This is a genomic window from Stenotrophomonas sp. YJH_SMC_20, from assembly GCF_059367845.1.
On sequence record NZ_JCAFRG010000004.1, the window covers coordinates 318835 to 341923 of the forward strand.

Annotated in this window: 19 protein-coding genes and 1 tRNA gene; 8 read left to right on the forward strand and 12 right to left on the reverse strand. The window is 67.2% G+C overall.

Annotated features, from left to right (window positions below):
* Positions 1-14: 14 nt before the first annotated feature.
* Positions 15-91, reverse strand: a tRNA-Met gene (locus AC5P6A_RS09855).
* Positions 92-212: 121 nt separating this feature from the next.
* On the opposite strand from AC5P6A_RS09855, the gene AC5P6A_RS09860 reads away from it, so the two are divergent.
* From AC5P6A_RS09860 to bfr, 3 genes are all read left to right on the forward strand, one after another.
* On the forward strand, positions 213-833 hold the full coding sequence (locus tag AC5P6A_RS09860; RefSeq protein WP_019661501.1) for an RNA pyrophosphohydrolase: 621 nt from the start codon (positions 213-215) through the stop codon (positions 831-833).
* Between the two features lie 108 nt (positions 834-941).
* Positions 942-1151 carry a (2Fe-2S)-binding protein gene (locus AC5P6A_RS09865; RefSeq protein WP_019661500.1) on the forward strand — a complete coding sequence of 70 codons (210 nt, stop codon included), beginning with the start codon at positions 942-944 and terminating at the stop codon, positions 1149-1151.
* Between the two features lie 141 nt (positions 1152-1292).
* Entirely contained in the window at positions 1293-1763 is a 471-nt protein-coding gene (bfr, locus tag AC5P6A_RS09870; RefSeq protein ID WP_005414691.1) for a bacterioferritin, read from the forward strand.
* Between the two features lies 1 nt (position 1764).
* On the opposite strand, the gene AC5P6A_RS09875 is transcribed toward bfr, so the two are convergent.
* Genes AC5P6A_RS09875 through AC5P6A_RS09885 form a run of 3 tightly spaced genes read right to left on the reverse strand, consistent with a single transcriptional unit; the run spans position 1765 to position 6546 of the window.
* The gene (locus AC5P6A_RS09875) at positions 1765-3996 is read right to left on the reverse strand and encodes an ATP-binding protein (RefSeq protein WP_134735177.1); all 2232 of its coding nucleotides are present in this window, start codon (positions 3994-3996) and stop codon (positions 1765-1767) included.
* Between the two features lies 1 nt (position 3997).
* Complete coding sequence (locus AC5P6A_RS09880; RefSeq protein ID WP_164144954.1) at positions 3998-5884, reverse strand: EAL domain-containing protein; 1887 nt, start codon at positions 5882-5884, stop codon at positions 3998-4000.
* Between the two features lie 44 nt (positions 5885-5928).
* Positions 5929-6546: a DUF4126 domain-containing protein gene (locus tag AC5P6A_RS09885; RefSeq protein ID WP_019661497.1), complete on the reverse strand. Its 618-nt coding sequence runs from the start codon at positions 6544-6546 to the stop codon at positions 5929-5931.
* A gap of 179 nt (positions 6547-6725) precedes the next feature.
* Between AC5P6A_RS09885 and AC5P6A_RS09890 the strand changes: the two genes are divergently transcribed.
* From AC5P6A_RS09890 to ampE, 5 genes are all read left to right on the forward strand, one after another.
* Positions 6726-7469 (forward strand): DUF6776 family protein, encoded by a 744-nt coding sequence (locus AC5P6A_RS09890; protein ID WP_019661496.1) that lies wholly within the window; start codon positions 6726-6728, stop codon positions 7467-7469.
* Between the two features lie 4 nt (positions 7470-7473).
* Entirely contained in the window at positions 7474-7938 is a 465-nt protein-coding gene (locus AC5P6A_RS09895) for a bactofilin family protein (protein ID WP_006398829.1), read from the forward strand.
* A 31-nt stretch (positions 7939-7969) separates the two neighbouring features.
* A complete protein-coding gene (erpA, locus tag AC5P6A_RS09900; protein ID WP_329843323.1) occupies positions 7970-8362 on the forward strand; it encodes an iron-sulfur cluster insertion protein ErpA in 393 nt (130 codons plus the stop codon).
* A 160-nt stretch (positions 8363-8522) separates the two neighbouring features.
* Positions 8523-9428, forward strand: coding sequence for an NAD(+) diphosphatase (gene nudC / locus AC5P6A_RS09905; RefSeq protein ID WP_233653647.1), 906 nt, complete (start codon positions 8523-8525; stop codon positions 9426-9428).
* Positions 9429-9574: 146 nt separating this feature from the next.
* On the forward strand, positions 9575-10462 hold the full coding sequence (ampE, locus tag AC5P6A_RS09910) for a regulatory signaling modulator protein AmpE (protein WP_021203729.1): 888 nt from the start codon (positions 9575-9577) through the stop codon (positions 10460-10462).
* Positions 10463-11025: 563 nt separating this feature from the next.
* On the opposite strand, the gene AC5P6A_RS09915 is transcribed toward ampE, so the two are convergent.
* From AC5P6A_RS09915 to AC5P6A_RS09950, 8 genes are all read right to left on the reverse strand, one after another.
* On the reverse strand, positions 11026-11451 hold the full coding sequence (locus AC5P6A_RS09915; protein ID WP_155030222.1) for a DUF2752 domain-containing protein: 426 nt from the start codon (positions 11449-11451) through the stop codon (positions 11026-11028).
* Between the two features lie 43 nt (positions 11452-11494).
* Positions 11495-11773, reverse strand: coding sequence for a CD225/dispanin family protein (locus AC5P6A_RS09920; protein WP_005419785.1), 279 nt, complete (start codon positions 11771-11773; stop codon positions 11495-11497).
* Between the two features lie 34 nt (positions 11774-11807).
* Positions 11808-12095, reverse strand: coding sequence for a CD225/dispanin family protein (locus AC5P6A_RS09925; protein ID WP_005419784.1), 288 nt, complete (start codon positions 12093-12095; stop codon positions 11808-11810).
* Between the two features lie 182 nt (positions 12096-12277).
* Positions 12278-14167: an MFS transporter gene (locus AC5P6A_RS09930; protein WP_329843321.1), complete on the reverse strand. Its 1890-nt coding sequence runs from the start codon at positions 14165-14167 to the stop codon at positions 12278-12280.
* A 99-nt stretch (positions 14168-14266) separates the two neighbouring features.
* The gene (locus tag AC5P6A_RS09935; protein WP_111098931.1) at positions 14267-15061 is read right to left on the reverse strand and encodes an SDR family NAD(P)-dependent oxidoreductase; all 795 of its coding nucleotides are present in this window, start codon (positions 15059-15061) and stop codon (positions 14267-14269) included.
* 141 nt (positions 15062-15202) lie between these two features.
* The gene (yccS, locus tag AC5P6A_RS09940; protein ID WP_346715052.1) at positions 15203-17380 is read right to left on the reverse strand and encodes a YccS family putative transporter; all 2178 of its coding nucleotides are present in this window, start codon (positions 17378-17380) and stop codon (positions 15203-15205) included.
* 182 nt (positions 17381-17562) lie between these two features.
* Positions 17563-19620, reverse strand: a complete 2058-nt coding sequence (locus tag AC5P6A_RS09945; protein ID WP_346715053.1) for a TonB-dependent siderophore receptor — start codon at positions 19618-19620, stop codon at positions 17563-17565.
* A gap of 326 nt (positions 19621-19946) precedes the next feature.
* A complete protein-coding gene (locus AC5P6A_RS09950; RefSeq protein ID WP_019661487.1) occupies positions 19947-23069 on the reverse strand; it encodes an efflux RND transporter permease subunit in 3123 nt (1040 codons plus the stop codon).
* Positions 23070-23089 lie beyond the last annotated feature (20 nt).

A 23089-nucleotide genomic window follows, 5' to 3' on the forward strand; every position in this document is an offset into this window, starting at 1 on the left:
GACTTGCGATGCATTGGTGGCTATGGGTGGACTCGAACCACCGACCCCAGCATTATGAGTGCTGTGCTCTAACCGGCTGAGCTACATAGCCTTGGTGAGCCCGCTATTCTGCGGATGTGTACCGTCCCTGTCAACACTTTTGTGCCGTGCTTGTGGGCCGACAGAGGGCGTGGGATAGTCCCGGGCAGTAGATTTTCTTAGGAGTCCGCATCGTGATCGATCCGGACGGCTATCGACCGAACGTCGGCATTGTGCTGATGCGGCAGGACGGCCAGGTGTTCTGGGCACGACGCGTGCGCCGGGATGGTTGGCAGTTCCCGCAAGGGGGCATGAACACCGATGAGACGCCCGTCGAGGCCATGTATCGTGAACTGCAGGAAGAAACCGGCCTGCTGCCTGAGCATGTGGAAGTGCTCGGGGCCACGCCCGGTTGGCTGCGCTACAAGCTGCCGGCGCGGGCCATCCGCCGCAACGAGCGGCAGGTCTGCATCGGCCAGAAGCAGGTCTGGTTCCTGCTGCGCCTGACCGGCGACGAATCCCATGTGAAGCTGGACCACACTGACTCGCCCGAGTTCGATCATTGGCGCTGGGTCGATTTCTGGTACCCGGTGGAGCATGTGGTGGTGTTCAAGCGCGGCGTCTATGCGCGCGCACTGCGTCATCTGGCGCCTTTGGCGCGCGGGGTCGCCGGACAGGGCGTAACCGCCATGCCCAAGAGCGCCGCCGAGGCTTGGATGCCCGGCCACACGGCCGGCCACGACCGCCCGCGCAAGCGCCCGCGGACGCGCGGCTACTGGCCGAAGAAGGCCACGGGTGATGGCCCAGCCAGCTGACGGGCTGAACGGTATCGAGAATGGTTCAGGTCTCTGATTGACAACCATTCTCGTTTCCATTGGAATAGCCATCAGGCCGCTCCTGGCCTGTCAGCCCGGTTCCCGCCTGTGTACGTCTGCATCTGCAACGGAGTCACCGACCACCAGATCCGCGAAGCCGCCAGCCATGGTGTCAGCACGGTGGCCGAACTGACCATGCGGACCGGCTGTGGTGCGACCTGCGGTTCCTGCCTGGACATGGCCGCGGACCTCTTGGCCAAGGCGCGTGCGACCCACGATCTGCCGCTGCCGGTATTGGGCCTGGCCCAGGTTGCCTGATCGTTTCTTCGCGGCGCATTGACGCCGCGCTTTCGCATCCTTCACGCGCGGCCGCACAGGCCAATGCGCACGATTCGCGTTCCTTCACGGCCGCAGACAAGGCGTTAAAGTGCCTGCGTTTTCAGCGTGCAGGAGCATCCCATGAAGGGCGACACCAAGGTCATCGAATTCCTCAACAAGGTCCTCTACAACGAGTTGACCGCGATCAACCAGTACTTCCTGCACGCCAAGATGCTGAAGAACTGGGGCATCAAGGAACTGGCCGAGCACGAGTACAAGGAATCGATCGACGAGATGAAGCATGCCGACATGCTCGCCGACCGCATCCTGTTCCTCGAAGGCCTGCCGAACTTCCAGGCGCTGGGCAAGCTGCGCATCGGCGAGAACCCGACCGAGATCCTGCAGTGCGACCTGTCGCTGGAGCGCGACGGCGTGGTCACCCTGCGCGAGGCCGTCGCCTATGCCGATTCGGTCGGCGACTATGTCAGCCGCCAGCTGTTCGTGAAGATTCTCGATTCGGAAGAAGAACACATCGACTGGCTGGAAACCCAGCTCGACCTGATCGAGCGCATCGGCGAGCCCAAGTACCTGCTGAGCAAGCTGGAAGAGTGAGTCAGCTGTCCTGGCCGGCACGATGCTGCGCCAGGTAGCCCGTCAGCGCCACACGTGCCCGGGCGAATTCGGCAACCAGCAGCGCGACCGCCACCGCGGGGCGCTGCAGGCTGCCACCACGGGCCTCGCGTTCGATGCGCTGCGCGACCGCCGACAGCGACAGGGCTCCCACGTTCGCACTCGACGATTTCAGGCTGTGCGCGACCGCCTGCAGGCGGGGCTCGTCGCCGCTCTGCGCGGCCTGCTGCAGCTGCTGCACCATCGCTGGCGCATCGTCAAGAAAGACCGACACGATCTGGATGGCGGCGTCGCCGATCACCGCGTGCAGTTCGTCCAGCACATCGCGGTCGAGTACCGGTTGTGGCTTGGAGCCCACTCGGCTGTCATCGTCCTGCAGAGCCGAGCCATGCTCGGCTGATGGAGCCCCACTGCTGTTGGCCGTCAGCCGAGCCATGCTCGGCTCTGCAGAAGGCCGTGCAGGTGATGCGGCTTTACCGCCACCCCAGCGCTTCAACAGCGCATGCAGCGTGGCGCGGGCGATCGGCTTGGACAGGTAATCGTCCATGCCAGCCTGCAGGCAGCGCTCGCGGTCGCCGGCCATGGCATTGGCGGTCATCGCGATGATCGGCAGGCGCGCTCGCCCGATTTCCGCTTCTTCCGCACGCCAGTGGCGCGTGGCGGCGTAGCCGTCCAGCACCGGCATCTGGCAATCCATCAGCACGATGTCCACGCCGCCTTCGCGAAGAGCGGCCAATGCCTGCTCGCCATCGACGGCGTTGCGCACCTCGCACTGGAATACGCGCAGCAGCTGCTCGGCCACCATCCGGTTGACCGTATTGTCTTCCACCAGCAGCACGCGCAGGTGCAGTGGCGGCAGCACCGGCGCGGGTACCCCATCTCCGGCACTGGAAAGCAGGGCGGCAGGACGGGCAGGCGTGACAGGTGCGGCCAGGAGTGCATGCAGTGCGGCATCGTCGAAGTGCGTGGGCAGCTGGCGCTGGCGCGGACGTTGCGCTGGTGCGTCATCCTGCAGCCAGAGCACTTGCAGTGCGTCGTCGTCACCGCGCTCGGCCAGTGCCTGCTGCAGCATCGCCTCGCCGCTGCGCCGCGCGCGTGCATCGACCAGCAGCCACGCCGGTGCCGGTTGCCCGGGTTGCGGCGCGGTGCGCAGCTGTTCGACCACGGCGTCCAGCTGGCTCAGCATCTGCACCTGCAGCCCATGGTGGGCGGCGATGCGCTCGATGCGTTTCTGCAGCATTGCATCGGCACTGAACAGCAGCAGCGCTGTCGGCGCGCGGGCCATCGCCGGCAGGTCGCCGGGCACCTTCAGCAGCGGAATCTCGAACCAGAACGTAGCACCCTGGCCGGGCGTGGACTGCACGCCGATCTGCCCGTGCATCAGGTCGATGATGCGCCTGCAGATGGCCAGGCCCAGGCCGGTGCCGCCGTAGATGCGCGTGGTCGAGGCATCGGCCTGGCTGAAGGACTGGAACAGGCGTGCCTGCAGTGCCTCATCGATGCCGATGCCGGTGTCGATGATCTCGAAGCGCAGCTGGTGCTGGGCCGCGCCTTCGCCCAGCCGCTGCACGCGCAGCTGTACCTGGCCGCGCGCGGTGAACTTGATGGCATTGGCCAGAAGATTGCTCAGCACCTGGCGCAGGCGTACCGGGTCGCCGCGCACCGGCAGGCGCACCGACGGGTCAAGCTGCAGGGTCAGGGACAGGCCCTTGGCGTCGGCGGCGCGCTGCATCAGCTGCACCACGCCATCCAGCAGATCGCGCAGGTTGAAGCTGGTGATTTCCAGTTCCAGCGCCTGTGCTTCCAGCCGTGAGTAGTCGAGGATGTCATCGACGATGCGCAGCAGCTGCTGTGAACTGGCCGAAGCGGTGGCCAGCATCTGCCGCTGGTCCTCGCCCAGCGGCCCGTGCGCGATCAGCTCCAGCATCGGCAGGATGCCGTTGAGCGGGGTGCGGATCTCGTGGCTCATGGTGGCCAGGAACTCGCCCTTGGCCAGCACCGCTGCTTCGGCGGCCTGCTTGGCCTGCAGCAGCTGCTGTTCCAGCTGGCCCTGGCGTTCGGTGGTACGGCGCAGCTGGTCGCGTTCGACGGCGAGCGCATCGTGTGCGCGTTGCAGCCGGGCCAGTGCACGGCTGCGTGCGCGCAGGCGCAGGCCCAACAGCAGCGCCACGGCGGCCGCGGCAAGGGCAACCAGCAGCACGCCCCACAGCGGCACGTCAGAGCACCGCGTTGTGGAAGTCGAAGTTCAGGTCGCTGCCGGCCGACTGCACCATGTTGCCCTGGATGTAATCGACGCCGCCGACCCACATCGCCGCGGCGGCCTGTGGGTCCTCGATCTGCTGCCCGATGATCTGCAGCCCGGCCGCATGTGCCTGTTCGATCGCCTTGCGCAGTTCCTCGCGCGTGGCCGGGTTGGCATGGCTGCTGGAGAAGCGCGCGGCCATGCGCACGAACGACAGCGGCAGCTGGGTCAGCAGGGCGTCGGCTTCGCCGCTGGGCTCGAACTGGCTCAGACAGAAGCGCACCCCGGGGCCGGCCATGCGCTGGCAGAACTGTTGCAGCGGCACGGTGTGGATCAGTGCGTCGGGCAGGCGCACGTCGATCACCAGCGCACTGCCCGGCAGGTCACGCTGCTGCAGCGATTCCAGCAGCCAGTCGGCGAAGGCGTCGCGCTGCAGGGTGCGCAGCGACTGCGAGACGAACAGGTTCAGCGGCGGCGTGGCGTGCCGGTAGAGATCCAGCAGGCCCAGCGCGTGGTCCATCACCTGCTGGTCGAGGTCGGCGATACGGCCTGCCGCTTCGGCGGCCGGAATAACCTGGCCGGCCGCCAGCACCGTGCCATCGGCCTGGCGCAGGCGCAGCAGCAGCTGGTACTGCGCGGTGTTGCCACCGGCGACGGCGACGATCGGCTGATAGGCCAGCTCCAGCTGGCCTTCCAGCAGTGCCAGGTGCTCCTGTTCGGTGACGGCCTGGCGGTGCACATGGCCCGCCACACCGGCGCTGAGCAGGCGTGCCTGCAGGGTGGTGCGCTCGATCGCTTCCAGTGCAGCGTTGGCATCGTCGAAGCCCGGCGACAGCGGCGCATAACCCACCACGCCGCGCAGGTGCACCGATTCGTCGTCGCGGATCACGAAGGCACGCGCCGACAGCTGCTCGCGCAGGGAAGCGGCGATGCCTTCCAGGGCATCTTCGTCGGCGTTGCGGGCCAGCAGCAGGAAACTGTTGTCGTTCAGGCGTGCCAGCAGGTGTGGATGGCCGGCCTCGGCCAGGCGCTGCCCGGCCTGTACCATCAGGCGCTCGAAGGCGGCATAACCATAGCGTTCGCGCAGCCCCAGCGCGCTGGCCACTTCGATGAAGAACACACCGCCCCGGTCGCGGTGGGCGAGTGCGGTGTTGAGCTGCTGCAGTACGTGATGGCGCGTCGGCAGGCCGGTTTCCGGATTGCTGGTGGCCGGTACGCCGCTGGCACCGGGCAGGGTCGCGGCCTGCGCACGTGCGCGGCGGATGCGGTTGGCCACGGCGGCGATCAGGTGGCGCGGGCGGATCGGCTTGCTCAGGTAATCGTCGGCGCCGCTGTCGAGCACTTCGAACTGGCGCTCTGGATCCGGATCGCCGCTGAGGAACACGATCGGCAGCAGCTGCAGGCCGGGCTGCTGGCGAATCAGTGCGGTGAGCCGCATGCCATCCAGTCCGGGCAGGTGCAGATCCATCAGGATCAGGTCGGGACGGTGTTCCTTGATCGCCTGCAGCGCGCCATCGGCGTCGCTGTGCACGATCGCCTGCATGCCGGCGCCGTGCAGCACGCTCTGCGCGAACAGTGCCTGGGCGCGGTCGTCCTCGACGATCAGAACGCGGTATGGCGAATCGGAGGCCAACGGCGCCTGGTCGTTGTTGCCAGCCTCGGCCAGGAAGGCCGGGCCCGGCAGAGGCGGTGGCGCGCTGCCGATCGATGCGGGCATGTCGGAGCTGGCCAGCGGCGGAACCACTGCGGGTACTGCGGCGACCGCGCTCGCCGGCTCCGCGGCCCAGCGTTGCCAATGATCGGCCGGAGGGGATTCAGCGCGTCCCGGGCGGGCGCCCGCGGGGGATTCGTTTGCGGCCATCGGTGCTCCTGGTGTTCGCGTCCATTATGCGACAAGCCCGAGGTTCAACCGGTACCCGGCTGGCGCGGACCGTCCGGCGACGCACTGCGTGCCAGCCAGCGCACGCCCTTCCACAAGGTGCGCCAGACCAGCCACACCAGCAGCGCGCCCGCCAGGCTGCAGGCCAGCACCACGATCAGCGCGATCCACGGGTGTGCCAGGGCCAGGGCCAGGCCCCCGACCACCACGGTGTCCTCGGCGGCGGAGGCCACCCAGTTGCTGGCAGGCTCGGGCGAGGTATTGAGCAGGGCACGGGTGCCGGCTTTCAGTCCATGGCTGGCCAGCGCGACACCGGCACCGGCAGCAAGTGCGCCGGTACCCAGCTGCCCATCCGGCGACAGCGTGGCTGCGGCAAGGAAGGCACCTGCGGGTACACGTGCCAGGGTCTGCACCAGGTCCCACGCCGAGTCCACGCCGGGAATCTTGTCGGCGAAGAATTCGGTCACCGCCAGCGCCGCCGAAGTGCCCAGCACCCACCACGATTCAGTAGCCTGCAGGGCCGGTGGCAGGTCGACCCAGCCGAGCAGGCCGGCCAGGCCGACACCGAACACGGTGAGGTAGACGCGGATGCCGGCCAGCCAGGCCAGCAGGATGCCGATCACGAACAGGTGGGCTTCGGTCATGGCGATGCTCCGGCGACGGAACTGTGCAGGGGACCACACTATCGACGATGGCATGCCTGAACGCCACAGACCGTGGCTCGCTGCTGCGCAGGAAACCCACCCGTCCTGTCATACACTAGCCCGTCGTTTGCCACAGGGGCCGTACCGGTGTCGCCCTTGCGATACCCCGGAAACCACCCATGACCAACCGTCCTCCCATGCGCGTGCAGGTCCGCCTGCCCGGCGCGCCGCAACCGCCTGCCGACCGTCGCCGCCTGCTGGTGATCGGCGGCATCTGGCTGCTCAGCCTGGTGCTGGCCGTGCTCGGTGGCTGCTGGATGGCCACCCCGCGCGATGCCCAGGGCCAGCGCCTGCAGGCCGCCGAGAAGCGTGCCGAGACGCTGCAGGCGCAGCTGACCGAACTGCGCCAGAAGCAGGCCACGCTGGAAGCCTCCGACCGCATCAGCCGCGCTGCCAACACCGAGGTGCAGTCCTCGCTGGCCGAGCGCGATGAGGAAATCGCCGGCCTGCGTGCCGACGTTGCCTTCTATGAGCGCCTGGTGGGTTCGACCAGCCAGCGCAAGGGCCTGAACACCCATTCGATCGAGTTCAGCCCGGAAGCGGCCGGCACGTGGCAATACACCGCCGTGCTGACCCAGAACCTCAACCGCGGCGCCATCAGCCAGGGGCAGATGCGCTTCACCGTGGAAGGCGTCAGGAACGGCAAGCTGGCCACGATCAGCTGGGATGATCTGCACCAGCGCAGCAAGGTACCGGGACAGGATTACTCGTTCCGGTACTTCCAGCAGCTCACCGGCAGCGTGATGCTGCCGGCTGACTTCACCCCGCAACGCGTGCGGGTGACATTGGGGAGTGGTACGGGGGGTACCACCCAGGTATTCGACTGGAAACAGGCCGGTGCGCCGGCCGCCAAAGGGGAGTAGGCAGATGTTCGGAAGCAGCAAATCCAACCGTGAAGGCCAGCTGGTGGTGGATGCCCTGATCGGCAACCAGGTGGTGATCCGCGGTGATGTGGAATTCAGTGGTGGCCTGTACGTGGAAGGCCGCATCCATGGCAAGGTGATCGCCGCCGAAGGCGCCAGTGGCGCGACCCTGACGGTCGCCGAGCATGGCGTGATCGAGGGCGAGATCCGCGCGCAGGTGGTGGTCATCAGCGGCCGTCTGGACGGCGATGTACACGCCACCGAGAAGGTCGAACTGACCCCGAGCGCACGGGTCAATGGCAACGTCCATTACCAGGTGGTGGAGATGAATGCGGGCGCCCAGCTGAACGGCCGCCTGATCCATGCCAGCGCCCCGATGGCGGCCCTGCCGGCGCCGGAAGGCGATGAGGCCAATGGCGGCAAGGGCGACACTGCTGCACGCCGCAAGCTGGCCGAGGCGATGGCTTGAAAGCCATCCCCGGCACCCCCATGCTGGCATCATGAGCACGCTAGTCTCCCTGCCCGGCGCCACTCCGGTTGCCGCGCCCGATTACCAATCGCTGGAGCGCCCGCTGAACTTCACCGAGTCGGCGGCCGCCAAGGTCAAGTCCCTGATCCAGGAAGAGGGCAACCCCGACCTGGCCCTGCGTGTTTACATCGAGGGCGGCGGCTGTTCGGGCTTCCAGTACGGGTTCGAGTTCGACGAGAACCGTGCCGAGGACGACCTGGCGGTACAGACCAGCGGGGTGACCCTGCTGGTCGACCCGCTGAGCCTGCAGTACCTGTTGGGCGCCGAGGTGGATTACACCGAGAGCCTGACCGGTGCGCAGTTCGTGATCCGCAACCCGAACGCGAAGACCACCTGCGGCTGCGGCAGCAGCTTCAGCATGTAAGAGCCCTGTGGCCAGGATGTGCCAACCACGGTTGGCACCTGCCAGAGCGGATCCGTAGATCCACGCCGTGCGTGGATGCTCTGTGCCTCCATGCACACAACAGCAGATTGCGCACAGCGCCGACCTTGCCACCCGCATCGATTGGCGGCACGCTTGCCGGATGCCCAATACTTCTTCGCCGCTTTCCGGTTTCGCCTTCGTTGGCGAACCGCTGGAGCGCGCCGATGCCCTGCGCGACGATGCCGATGCACTGGCGCGCCTGTGGCCGGGCGCGCGCATTCTCGTGCTCGATCAGGACGGCAGCGCCTTTACCGGCGATGACGACCAGCCGCTGGCGCTGACCGGCGCCGACATCGGGGGTGGTCCCGGCTCCGCGATCTTCCTCGGCCTGCGCGGGGAACAAGCATGGTTCTCGGTTGAAGCCGCCAGCGTCACCGTCACCGCACCACGTCGCCTCGACCTGCGCCAGGCCGCGCTGCTGTGGTCGATGGCCGATGCGACTGCCTTCAGCTATGCCCGCGGCATGTCTTACTGGCACTCGCGCACCCGCTTCTGCGGTGTGTGCGGCGGCGCCGTGGCGTTTGCCCGAGGCGGCTTCGTCGGCCGTTGCGCGCAGTGTTCCACCGAGCACTACCCGCGTGTCGATCCCGCCGTGATCGTCGCCGTGGAGAACCAGGGCCGGCTGCTGCTGGGCCGGCAGTCGAACTGGGCCCCGCGTCGTTACTCGGTGCTGGCCGGCTTCGTCGAACCCGGCGAGACGTTCGAGCAGACCGTGGTGCGTGAAGTGCACGAGGAGAGCAAGGTGCGGGTGACCGCCTGCCAGTACCTCGGTTCGCAGCCGTGGCCGTTCCCCGGCGCGCTGATGATCGGTTTCCGTGCACAGGCGCAGGATGACCTGCCGACTGTGGATGGCGAACTGGAAGACGCGCGCTGGTTCACTGCCGATGAGGTTGGCGCAGCATTGGCACGCGATGTGGACGACGATGGCCAGGGCATCCGCCTGTCGCCGCCGATCTCGATTTCGCGCGGCCTGATCGAACACTGGTACCGCGAGCAGCAGGGCTGAACCGGCCTGCGGCCGGGCCGGTTGTGGCCGCTGTATTGCCGCCACCTGAACACGGCCCGGGTTACAGTCCGGTTCACCGCTGAGGGGCGCCGCTGCGACAGGTAAGGTAACGGCGCCGAGCGTTCCGTTTCGTAGGGAGACCTGCCATGTTCACCACTCTGGCCGCCGTGCTGGTGGCACTGGCCCTGGGCCATGTTGCCCCGGCCGCTGCCGCCTCGCTGCGCCGTTTCGACGGCTTCCGGCGCTGGCTGGGCTGGCTGGACGCGCATGGCGGAAAGGCGTGGCAGGGACCGGCCGGTGTTGCATTGGCACTGCTGCCGCCGCTGCTGCTGATGGCGCTGCTGGCATGGCTGCTGCGCGGGGTGCTGTTCGGGCTGCCGTCGCTGATGCTGGGCGTGGCGGTGCTGGCCTGGTGCTGGGGGCCGCGTGATCTGGATCGTGATATCGAAGCGATCATCGATGCGGACGACGCCGCAACGCGTCAGGCCGCCGTGCGCAACCTGCAGGCGGCCGGTGGCAGCCTGCGCGAAGACGTGCCGTCGCTGGTCGAGGCCACCGTGCTCAACGCGCTGCGGCGCTGGTTCGCGGTGCTGTTCTGGTTCCTGCTGCTGGGCCCGGCCGGTGCGCTGGGGTACCGGCTGCTGGCGCTGATGGCGGAAAGCCCGATGCGTGCCCGCGTGCCGGTGGAGCCGCTGGCGCTGGCGCAGCGCCTGCTGGGCTGGATCGAGTGGCCGGTGGCGCAGCTGATGGCGTTTTCGATGGCGCTGGTGGGCAACTTCGATACGGCGTGGAAGGCGTGGCGCCAGGCGCATGGCGAGCGGCTGGCCGGCACCATCGGGTTCCTGGGCGCGGTGGCGCGGGCCAGCGTCAACGCCGAGCTGCGCGAAGATGCGCACGATTACACCGAGGCCGGGCTGTTGCCGGTGTGGCAGCGGCTGCCGGACCTGCGTGATGCGATGAGCCTGGTCTGGCGGATGCTGCTGCTGTGGCTGGCGATCCTCGCGTTGCTGGTGATTGCAGGCTGGGTGACGTAGGTGTTCTGGCAGGGCTTGCAGCCCTGCACCTGCAGAGGCGACAGCAACAGCAACAGCAACAGCAACGGCAGGATTGCTGCGGGTTGGCGGAGTGGGTCGGATGGCGGGGGACGCCGTGAATCCGTCCATGGAGGCTTGGTCGCCGCATCCATGCGGCTCACACCCCCGCCATCCGGCCCACCCCGCCTTCGACAGTTTTCCGCGCACGGACGTTCTCCAGAGCCGAGCCATGCTTGGCTCCGAGCGAGCGTAGCGAAGCGATCCGCTTCTGCTTTTGATCTTCTCTTTCTTTTCCGTGGCGGACGCGCACGGAAACTGTCCGTGGCCGGGCGGGATGGGTTTGAGGGGGTGTCCGCGGCATGGGTCCGAGGCATGCCTCGGGCGGGTTGGGCAGGACGCCCAACCCCGGTCTTGCCGGGTGCGCAGGACAGCGCACACGAGCAAGCCGCGGCCAAGCCTCCACGGACGGATTCACGGCGTCCCCCGCAAACCCATCCCGCCCGGCCAACCCCATGATCGACGAACGCCGCCCACCACGAGGGGCTGCGCCGTTGGCTGGAAACCTAGATCGGCGCCAGCGCGGTAAACGGTGCCCACGGCAGGTTGCGCAGCAGCGCATACCCAGGCAGCACCCAGAGCCAGAACACAGGATTGGCCAGCACCCGCATGAGCGGGTCGAGCAGGCGTGGGCGGATGCCGGCGATGTTCAGCAGCATCAGCAACAGGAACGGCAGGCTGATGACCAGCAGCGGGTTCATCGCCATCGCGCCGGGCAGGTCGAAGTGGACCAGGGAATACAGGCAGCGCGTGCTGCCACAGCCCGGGCAGTACAGGCCGGTCAGGGCGTAGAGCGGGCAGCTCGGCAAGGGATTGCCGGCGACATACGGATTGACGTTGCGCAGCACCAGTGCGGCACCGGCGGCCAGGCCGGTGGCGGCCAGCAGTGGTGCCCAGCGGGCCAGTCGGGATCGGGTGGGCAGTGCGGACATGCAGCAACGGATCCGGCGCAGGCGCCGGATCCGTCCACGCGGATCAGTAGCCGCTGTTGCTCATCGCACCCATGCCGCCGAGAGCGACGATCAGGATGCCGTACAGCACGCCGACCACGACGGCGGCAATGGCCGACCAGATGGCCCACTTCTTGGCCTTGGCCGAGGATTCCTGGGCACCGGCGATGTCGCCAGCGGCCAGCTTGCCGTTGACCTGGGCGGCGTAGACGATCGACACGATGCCGGCCGGCAGGCAGCAGAACAGGGTGCTCAGGATGGCCCAGACCAGATTGTTCGGGACCTGCGGAGTGGCGGTATTCATGGGTTCAAGCTCCTTGATGGGTGGTGGTGGTAGATCATTGGTCGGAAAGAGCGCCCAGTACGGCCAAGCCGCCGAACAGCCCGAACCACAACAGCAACAGGACCGGCAGGGCCACGGCCGAAGCCACCGCCCACCAGCCCGCCTTGCGCGACGCACTGTAGGCCCCCGGCAGGTCGCCGGCCGCGCGGCGGCCATCGACCTGGGAGGCATAGACGATCGACACCACGCCCAACGGCAGGCAGCAGAACAGCGTCGTCAGGATCGCCCAGACCAGATGGTTGGGGATGTAGACCGGACGGCTGAGCGGTGGTGGTTGATTCAAAGCAAGACTCCATTCCTTGGTGGCCAGCCGTGATGTTTCGGCCGGACCTCCCCCCTGTGGGTGCGTAATCTACCGCAACCGACGTTGCATGTATGCGTTTACAGTCACGACATGTCGCGTACGCCACTGGACGGTGACGTATGTGGGGGAGGTCGCCGGGCCCGCCTGGCGGGCCGGTTCCGTCAGGCGTGATCGCCGCGCAGTGCCCGCACCTGGGCCTCCAGCACCGGGGCGCTGGTGCTGTGGCCATCCACGGCCGGCGCCGCGACCACTTCGACGGTGGCACGGAAACGGCGCGGCACCCGCATGCGGCCCAGGCGGCTGTCGCGCCGGCTCCACATGCTCGACCACATGCCGCGCAGGGCCATCGGCACCACCGGCACCGGCCGCCGTTGGAGGATCTTCTCAACGCCCGACTTGAACGGGGCCATCGCACCATCCCTGGTCAGCGCACCTTCCGGGAAGATGCAGACCAGCTCACCTTCGGCCAACGCGGCGTCAATCTCGTCGAACGCGCGCTGCATCAGCGCCGGGTCTTCGCGCGCGCCGGCGATCGGGATCGCCTTGGCGGTGCGGAAGATCCAGCGCATCACCGGGATGTTGAAGATCCGGTAGTACATGACGAAGCGCACCGGGCGTGGAATCGTCGCCGACAGGATCAGCGCGTCCATGTAGCTGACATGGTTGCAGACCAGCAGCGCGGCGCCTTCGTCGGGCACGTTGGCCTCGATGCCGTGCGGGCGCAGCCGGTACAGCGTGCGCACCATCAGCCAGCTGAGGAAGCGCATCAGGAATTCGGGGACGATGGTGAAGATGTAGATCGCCACCAGCGCGTTGGCGATGGCCAGCGCCAGGAACTGCTGCGGGATGGTCCAGTGCAGCAGCTTGTGCGCGGCCAGCGACAGCAGGGCCGCAGCGACGATGAAGCCGGAATTCTGGATGTTCAGCGCCGCGAACACGCGCGACATTTGCGCCTTCGGCGTGCGGCTCTGGATCAGCGCGAACAGCGGCACCACGAAGATGCCGGTGAACAGGCCGATGCCGACCAGGTCGATGACGATGCGGCTGCTGCCCGGCTGCTGCAGGAACGGCCCGATGGCCAGCCCCTGCACGGTCGCCTCGCCGCTGCGGGCGAAGTACAGGTCGAGCAGGAACGCGGTCATGCCGAACGCGCCCAGCGGCACCAGGCCGATTTCCACCGTGCGCGCCGACAGCTTCTCGCACAGCAGCGAGCCGATGCCGGTGCCAACCGAGAACAGGGCCAGCGCAAAGATGTACAGGGTTGGCTCACCGCCCAGGTTGGTCACCGCATAGGCCGGTAGCTGCGAGGTCAGCACGGTGCCGACGAACCAGAACCAGGACACGCCCAGGATCGAATTGCGCACGGCTTTCTGCTGGCGCGCCATGCGCAGCACCGCCAGTGATTCCGGCAGCGGGTTCCAGTTGATCTTCAGGTTCGGGTCGCCGGCATCGACCTTGGGAATCAGGCGCGCGGCGATGTTGCCGCAGATCGCCAGCGCGATGATCGCGCAGGCCGCCACCACGGTGCCGTGGCTGCCGGCCACGGTGAACACCAGGCCGCCGACGATCATGCCGGACAGGATCGACATCGAGGTGCCCATCTCGACCAGGCCGTTGCCGCCGGTCAGTTCCTCGGGCTTGAGCACCGACGGCAGCACCGAGTACTTCACCGGGCCGAACAGGGTCGACTGCATGCCGGTGCAGAACAGGGCCACCAGCAGCACCGGCAGGCTCTGGGTGAGGAAGCCAGCGGCCGCCAGCGACATGATCACGATCTCCATGGTGGTGGTGATCACGATCAGTCGCGATTTCTCAAGTTTGTCGGCGATCTGCCCGGCCAGTGCCGAGAACAGGAAGTAGGGCAGGATGAAGATGGCCGGTGCCAGCGTGGCGTACAGCCCCAGCTCCTCCTCCGGCACGGCCATGAACAGCAACATGCTGATGATCGCCTGCCGGTACACGTTGTCGTTGAACGCGCCGAGTGCCTGGACCACGAAGAACGGCAGGAAACGGCGCTGGCGCAGCAGGGCGAACTGGTTGTGACCGGACATGGAGCCTCCTTGACCGGCGCAGCCTAGCATTCCTGCCCATCTGCTGTGGGTACGGACCTGTGGGTGCGGACCCGTTGGTCCGCACACCTGCCAGCACCCTCAGACGATATCGTCGACCACGCCGCCGTCCACGCGCAGCGCCGCGCCGGAGGTGGCGGAAGCCTGCGGCGAGGCCAGGTACACCACCATGTTGGCCACTTCCTCGACCGTGGCAGTGCGCTGGATCACCGAGGATGGCCTGTGTGCCATCACGAACTCGCGGCCGATCTGCTCCAGCGGCTTGCCGCTGCGCTGGCGTTCATCCTCGAACATCGCCGCGAAGCCATCGGACAGGGTCGGGCCGGGCAGCACCGCGTTGACGGTGACGCCACTGCCGGCCACGCGCTTGGCCAGGCCGCGCGACAGCGACAGCTGCGCGGTCTTGCTGACCCCGTAGTGGATCATGTCGGCGGGAATGTTGCGTGCCGATTCGGAGGAGATGAACAGCACGCGACCCCAGCCGGCATCGACCATCGCCGGCAGCAGTGCCCGCGACAGGCGCACACCGGACATCACGTTGGTCTGCCAGTAACGCTCCCAGGTGGCATCTTCGGTCTCGAAGAAGTCCTCGGGGCCGAAGACGCCGGCGTTGTTGACCAGGATGTCGACCTTGGGCAGGCCGGCCAGCAGCGTATCGACGCCGGCCGCATCGGAGAGATCGGCGGCCACGCCGATCACCTCGGCACCCGGAACGGTAGCGAGCAGGCGCTGGCGGGCGCGTTCGACACTGTCGGTGCTGCGGCCGTTGAGAATGACCCGCGCACCCGCCGCGGCAAGACCCTGGGCGATCGCCAGGCCGATGCCGGCGGTGGAGGCGGTGACCAGCGCGGTGCGGCCGGCGAGTTCGATCTTCATGGGGGATTCCAGTACCAGGGGATCACCCAGTATCCGCGCGGGAACGTGATCGGGATGCATCGCAAGGCGCAACACACGGTTGCACACGGTGCAGTAGATCCACGCCACGCGCGGATGGGATGTCCGACCAGCGACAAGGAATCAGGTCAGGTTGGTCACTGCCTCATTGGCCGCTGCACGCACCTTCGGCAGCATCCGCAGCACCAGCGCCATCTGGGTACGGATCAGCTGCAGTTTCGGCGGCATCGCCTCGTCGATCTGCTCCAGCTCGGCGGCCACCGCGCGGTCTGAGTCGTTGTCATCTTCCGCAACGGGTTGCCGCGCGGTCAGCGCCGTCGCCAGCTGCTGAAGTGCCTTGCGCACGCGATCGCCCGCGGCCAGCGCCAGTGGATCGCCAGCATAGCTGTCCACCTGGTCGCGGTGCGCACCCAGCGCCGACAGATGCCCCAGCAGCGTGTTGGACAGCGCCAGGAAGCGGAAGCCGGCATCCAGATTGCGGCGCACATGGCCGGGTTCGCGCAGCATGTTCGACAATGCGGTGGACAGCGCGGCGTCGGCGTTGTGCATGTCGCGGCGGGCGATGCGGTAGGCCAGGTCATCGCGCATGCCGCTGCGGTACTGGCCCAGCACCGAATCCAGGTAGCGAGCCGCAGTGTCCAGCACGCGTGCCAGGACGAGATGCAGCTGCCGGCCCTGCCAGTCGGGCAGGATCAGGAATGCGGCGACGGCGGCGATCGCGCAGCCCAGCAGCGTATCGACCATGCGCGGCACGATCAGCACGAAGCCGTCGCCGATAAGGTTGAAGCAGGTCAGCGCCATCACCGTGATCGCCGCCGATGCCACCAGGTAGCGATCGGTACGGGTGAAGAAGAACAGCAGCGCCGACAGCAGTGCGATCAGCAGCTGCACGTGCAGCTGTGGGAACAGCTGCAACAGCGCCCAGGTCAGTACCAGGCCGGCCACGGTGCCGACGATGCGTTGCGCCAGGCGCTGGCGGGTGGCACCGAAGTTGGGGCGGCACACGAACACGATGGTCAGCAGCACCCACGAGCCGTTCTGTGCATTGAACAGGCGTATCGCGGCAAAGCCGGCGATCAGCGCCAGCGCCATGCGCAGGCCATGGCGGAATAGCACCGAGCCGGGCGTGAGCTGCTGGCGGATGCGCACGCCCATCTCGCGCAACGTGTGCGGGTTGCTGTCGCGCAGGCGGGTGTCGACGTTGTCCAGACTGGCCTCGGAGCGCTCGGCGTCCAGCAGGCGGCGCTCGATGCTGCGCAGGTTGTGCACCAGCAGGTCCAGAGAACCAAGCAGGCGCTGCCACTGCGGGCGCTGCTGGTCACGCAGGTAGGCCAGCGCATCGGCCAGATCGCGTCCGGCCTGCTGGTTGCTTTCGCCATACACGAACGGACGGCGCAGGCGGATCGCTTCGCCCAGGCGCGCGCAGGCCTGGCCCTGCAGGTCGAGCAGGCGCTGGCAGCGGTACAGCACATCGCTGTGGAAGAAGGCGTCGACCAGCGCGCCATAGGGGTAGTGCGAGGAACTGGCGCGCTCGTGGAAATCCTGTGCCATGTAATAGAGACGCAGGTACAGGCCGGAGTTCACGCCCGGCCGCCCGGAACGGCCGAAGCGGGCCAGGATCGCGGTCTTGGCCTCGTTCAACGCACCGACCACACGCCGGTTCTGTTCGGCCAGGTCGAGTTGGCGACGTTGCAGGTCTGCTTCCCTCACCGGCTCGAACAGCGCGGCCTTCAGCTGCAGGTAGCGGCCCAGTTCCTGATACAGCCGCGCCACGCGTTCGCGCACCGGACGGTTGGCGAACAGCGCGGTCCACAGGATCGACAGCAGGCCATACCAGACCGCACCGGCCAGCAGGTGGCTGACCGCGTCCAGCGCGCTGTGCAGGTCGCCGGCGCCATACTGCTCCAGGCCGATCATGGTGTAGATCGCCAGCGTCACCGTCGCCTGGGCGATCGACGCATAGCGCTCGCCGAGCGCACCGAGCAGGGTCAGGCCGAAGGTGGACAGCGCCAGCGCGCCAATGAAGATCCACGGCCACGGGAACAGCCAGATCACCGATGCTGCGGCAAGGCAGAAACACAGCAGCGACAGCAGTACCGCCTTGGTGCGGCCCCACCAGTTGTCGTCGGTCTCGGCGATGGCGCTGGCGATGATGCCGAGAAACACGCCGGGCAGGGCGGTGAGCGCGTCCAGCTGCCAGCACACGGCAAGCGCTGCGGCCAGGGCGATGAACACCCGCAGGCCATAGCTGGCCTTCTCGTGGGCCCACAGGCGGCTGAGGCGGGATTGGCGGGCGGACATGCAGGCTCGGTGGAAGGGTCTTCCACCATTATTGCGGGCCACGCGTGAAATGGTAGATCCACGCCACGCGTGGATGATTTTCCGCTCGATACGCGGTAGTGCCGGCCGTTGCCCGGCTCTTCATGCGCCCGGACGAAGGTGCGAGGAGCCGGCCGGCGGCCGGCACTACGGGGTTGCCGGGGTTACATGTCGAACCGAACGCTCACCGCGAACGTACGCGGCAGGCCGGCGCCAGCGTTGGACCAGTACTTCCGGTTGGCCAGGTTCTCGACGCTGGCACGCAGGGTCACCGGGTGGCCCGAGGCAAGCAGCCGGTAGCCGACGCCGGCATTCACCAGCGTGTAGTCGGGCAGCTTCAGGGTGTTGTCGGCGTCGTACCAGACATCGCCGTAGTAGCGCACGGCCGCATACGTTTCCAGGCCGTCCACCCACGGCAGCTGGTAGGTGGCATGCATGACGCCGCTCCAGCGCGCGGCACCTGCGGTACGGTTGCCTTCCTGTGCGGCGCTGGCCGGCGACAGCCTGTCGTAGGTCGGGTCCAGCCAGGTGACGCCACCGCCGACCGTCAGGGCATCGTTGAGGTGCAGGTCGGCACTGGCTTCGATGCCTTCGTACAGCGTGATGCCGTCCTGCACCAGGCGCTTGCCGGCAGGCGTGAGCTCATCGATGTTGGCGCCACGCTCCAGCCGGAACGCCGCCAGGTTCGCATTCCAGCGTGCCCCCTCGACCTTCGCGCCGATCTCGTACTGCTTGCTGATGGTCGGGTCGAGCACGTCGCCGGCGTTGACGTAGCTGTTGCCCACGCGGCTGCCCGCTTCCAGCGATTCGATGTAGCTGGCGTAGAGGGTGACGGCCTCGCGGGGCTTGAGCATCACCGCGTAGGTCGGTGTGACCGGGTAGGTGTGGTAGCGGCCCCTGGTCTCGTAGTCGTTGTAACGCCAGCCTGCCAATACCGACCAGCCACTGCCGAGATCGACGGTATCGCTTGCGAACACCGCTTGCTGCACGGCTTCGTCGCCACGGGTCATCACTCGTGAACCGACGGCATCGTGGCGGATGGCGTGGCGCTGGTACAGGTTGCCGCGGCCGATCAGGTTCCATTCGTAGGGGCGGTCCCAGCCCAGCCCGGTCTGGTGGCTGATGCCCGCCACCACCTGATGCTGCAGCGGGCCAGTGCGGAAGCTGCCCTGCAGCATCGCCTGGGCCAGCTTCCACTCGCTCTTGCCGCCCAGTTCGTAGACGTTGACGTCATAGTCGCCGTTGGGATTGTCGATGTAGGCGAAGATCTTGTTGACGTCGTTCCACGAGGTGGTGACGCCGTAACTCAGGCTGGCTTTCCAGTCGCTGTTGATCTGCCAGTTCAAGCCGGTCGACAGCAGGCTGGATCGGGTGTCGTAGTAGGTGCCGGGCACGCTGTTGTGGGTATCCCCGGCAATCGGTCGCGGCAGCGATGTCAGGCCACGGAAGTAGTACTGCGGCGATTCTTCGCGCAGATCGCGTGACTGGAATACGCCGTCGAAGGTCCAGGTCAGTATATCGCTCAGACGGGCATCCAGCGAGAGTGCGCCAACCTTGCGATCGACGTGCCCACCATTGAAGGTCTCGCCCTTTTCCTGGAAGGCGTTGAAACGGTAGCCGAACATCTGCTCGTTGCCGAAACGTCCGCCAACGTCGATGCCGCCGCTGACGATGCCCTGTTCACGCCAACCCAGCTGGGCGGAGAAGGTGGGCGTGTCCGTCGGCTTCTTGGTGATGTAGTTGACGATGCCGCCGGGTGCACCGAACCCGTACAGGAAGCCGCCCGGGCCTTTCAGCAGATCGACCTGTTCCATCACTTCCAGCGGCCATTCGGTACCCCAGGAAGAGACCTGCAGGCCATTGACGCGATAGCTGTCAAAATTCAGTTCGATACCGCGATTGCGGATGGGTGAGCTCCAGCCGCTGGCGTAGGCGCTGACCTGGGTGGTGACCGAAGGGTCGAGCAGGAAGGCTTCGCCCAGCGAGACCACCTGGCGCTGCTCGATCTGCTCGCGGCCAACAGCGGTGATCGCAAACGGAGTGTCGCGCAGGGCGCGGTCGCCCAGTGCGCCGGCGTCGGTATGGGTGCGTTCGGCGGTGACATTCACCGCATCCAGATCGGTGGCTTTGCGGCTGACGGCCGGCGCTTCGGCATGGGCAGCGCAGGCGGCGGACAGGGCGGAGGCCAGCAGGGCCAGGCGGGGGAGACGGGAAGGCAGCATCGATGGTGGTCCTCGACGGACGGCCACAGGCCATCCGCCCACGGGTGGGGGAAGGGGCAGTGGCTGGGATCACGCAGGCTGGCCGGGGAAGGCAGCGGGGCGCCGCAACGGGGCGCAGGACCGTGGCTGGATGAGAATTGTTCTCTTTTCGTTACGGCACGTCAAACCTGGAGGCGTGCGGACCAACGGTCCGCGCCCACGGTCCGTACCCACCATTCGCATCCACGGTAGTGCCGGCCGCTGGCCGGCAGATTCGCCGTACGGAGAAAGCCGGCCAGTGGCCGGCTCTACCCCCGTAGATCCACGCCATGCGTGGATGGGCCGCTCTACGCCCGCTGCGCGCGCTTGAGCAGCTTCGCTTCGCGCCTGCGCGCGCGACGGGCCCGCCAGCGTTCGGCCAGGCACGAGAAGATCACGTACAGCGCCGGCGTGCTGAGCAGGGTCAGGCTCTGCGAGAACAGCAGGCCGCCGATCATCGCGATACCCAGCGGACGACGCAGTTCGGACCCTTCGCCCAGGCCGATCGCCAGCGGAACCGCTGCCAGGATCGCCACCATCGTGGTCATCATGATCGGACGGAAGCGCACGATGCTGGCCTCGCGTGCCGCCTCGCGCGGCGCCAGCCCATGCTCGCGCTGCGCCACCAGCGCGAAGTCGATCATCATGATCGCGTTCTTCTTGACGATGCCGATCAGCAGCACCAGCGCGATCATCGAGATCACCGACAGTTCGGTGTTGGTGCCGAACAACGCCAGCAGCGCACCGACGCCCGCCGCCGGCAGCGTGGACAGGATGGTGACCGGGTGGATCAGGCTCTCGTAGAGCATGCCCAGCACCAGGTAGACGGTCAGGATCGCGGCAAACACCAGGATCAGCATGTCGCTGGGATCTGAATTGAAGCCGAAGCCCGCGTCGTCGGCCAGGCGGATGTCACCGGGCATGCGCATGCCGGCTACGGTGGCGTCGATGATCGCCTTGGCTTCGCCCATGCTCACGTTCGGAGCAAGGTTGTAGCTGAGGTCCATCGTCGTGTACTGGTTTTCATGGGTGATCTGCGACGGTGCCAGGCCGGGCACCTGGGTGGCCACCGCGGTGATCGGCACCATGTCGCCGTTGCGCGCACGCACGTACACCTCATCCAGCGCCGCCGGGGTGGCGGTCTGCGAGGGCAGGGCATTGACCACCACGCTGTACTGGTTGATGTCCGAATAGATGGTGGAGATCTGGCGCTGGCCGAACGCACCGTACAGCGCGCCGTCGATGGCGCCCACCGTGATGCCCAGGCGCGCGGCCTTTGCGCGGTCGATCTGGATGTTCTGGCGCAGGCCGGCATTGTCCACGTCGGTGCCGACGTCGCGCAGCTTCGGGTTCTTCTTCAGCTCCGCCTGCAGCTTGGGCAGCCACTCCTGCAGTGATGCCAGGTCGTTGCCCTGCAGCGAGATGCGGTACTGCGCGCCCTGGCTTGAGCCGCCGCCGTCATTGCTGGGCAGATCCTGGATAGCGCGCAGGCGCAGTTGCAGGTCGGGGTAGCGGTCGGCCTTGGCGCTCAGCCGCGCCAGGGCGTGCGCGGTGGTTTCGCGACGGCCTTCCCTGCGCGATTTCAGCTCGATGTTGAACTGCGCACTCGACCCCTGGCGGCCGCTGCCCAGGCGAACGCCCACGGTCTTCACTGCCGGGTCGGCCATCAGCATGTCGGTGATGCGACGCTGGCGGCTGACCATGTCCTCGAAGGAAACAGTGGCGCTGGAATTGGCCCGGCCCCAGATCAGGCCGGTGTCCTGCGGCGGGAACGCACCCTTCTTCACTGCACCGAACAGGAAGATGGTGGCGGCGATCAGCAGCAACGGCGTCAACGACAGCAGCAGCGCGTGGCGCAGCGAGAAGTCGAGGAACACGGTGTAGATGCGCAGCATCCGCTCGTGGCCGGCATCGAGCCAGCGGCCGAAACGCGACGGCGGCGCGCTGTGGTCGTGCGCACTGAGGAAGCGGCTGCACAGCGCCGGGGTCAGCGTCAGCGAGACGATCATCGAGACCACAATGGCCGCCACCAGGGTGACGGTGAACTCGCGGAAGAACGCGCCCATCATGCCGCTGGCGAACAGCAGCGGAATGAACACCGCCACCAGCGAGGCAGTGATCGAGACGATGGTGAAGCCGATCTCGCGCGCGCCGGTCAGTGCCGCCTGCATGCGCGGCATGCCCTCGTCGAGATGGCGCATGATGTTCTCGATCACCACGATCGCATCGTCCACCACGAAGCCGATCGCGATCACCAGCGCCAGCAGGCTCAGGTTGTTCAGGGTGAAGCCCATCACGTACATCACCAGCGCCGCACCGGCCAGCGACAGCGGCACGGTTACGGCGGCGATCAGCGTCGGCGCCAGCCGGCGCAGGAACAGCGCCATGGTCAGCACCACCATCGCCAGGCTGATCAGCAGGGTAATCTGCACTTCATGCAGCGACGAGCGGATGGTCGGCGTACGGTCGAAGTACGGCGTCATCGTGGTGCCGGGCTGCAGGTAGTCGCGCAGCGCGGGAATCTGCGCCTTGACCCGGTCCACGGTCTCCACGATGTTGGCCCCGGCGCGGGTGAACACGTACATCACCACCGCCGGCTTGTGGTCGAACCAGGCGGCCTGGTAGGCATCCTGCTGGCCGTCATAGACGTTGGCGATGTCCTTCAGGCGGATCACCCGGCCATCGCCCTGGGTCTTCACCACCAGGTCGGCGAAGTCGGCTGCACGCGCGACCGAATCGTTGGCGATGATCGCGGTGGTGGTATTTCCATCGCTGAGGAAGCCGGTGGGCGAGGTGACATTGGCTGCGCGTACGGCGTTGCGCAGATCATCGGCAGTCAGGCCCAGCGCGTTCATCAGGCGCAGGTTGACGTCCACGCGCACGGCCGGCGTCGAGGCACCGGCGATGTCCACCGAGGCCACGCCGCTGATCTGGCGGATGCGCTGTGCCAGCAGCGAATCGGCGACGTTGTAGAGCTCGTCGGCCGACTGCGTCTGCGAGGTCAGCGCAATGGCGATGACCGGATCGTCGTTCGGGTTTGCCTTCTGGTACATCGGCGAGCCCATGCCCGAGGGCAGGTCGGCCTGCGCCGAGTTGATCGCGGTCTGCACGTCCAGCGCGGCCGAATCGATGTCGTGGCCGCTCTGGAAGATCATGAACACCAGCGAGCTGCCTTCCGAGCTCGACGAGCGCATGCGGTCGATGCCCGGCAGCTGGCCGAGGTGGCGTTCCAGCGGTGCGGTGACCGTGGACGCCATGGTTGCCGCATCGGCGCCGGACTGGCTGGCGTGCACGAAGATCACGGGGATCTCGATGTTCGGCAGCGCCGACACGCCCAAGCGCAGGTAGCAGATCAGGCCGACCATGAACAGGCCGATGGCCAGCAGCGCGGTGCCGATCGGGCGGCGGATGAAAGGGCCGGACAGGTTCATCGTGCGGCCTCCCGCAGCAG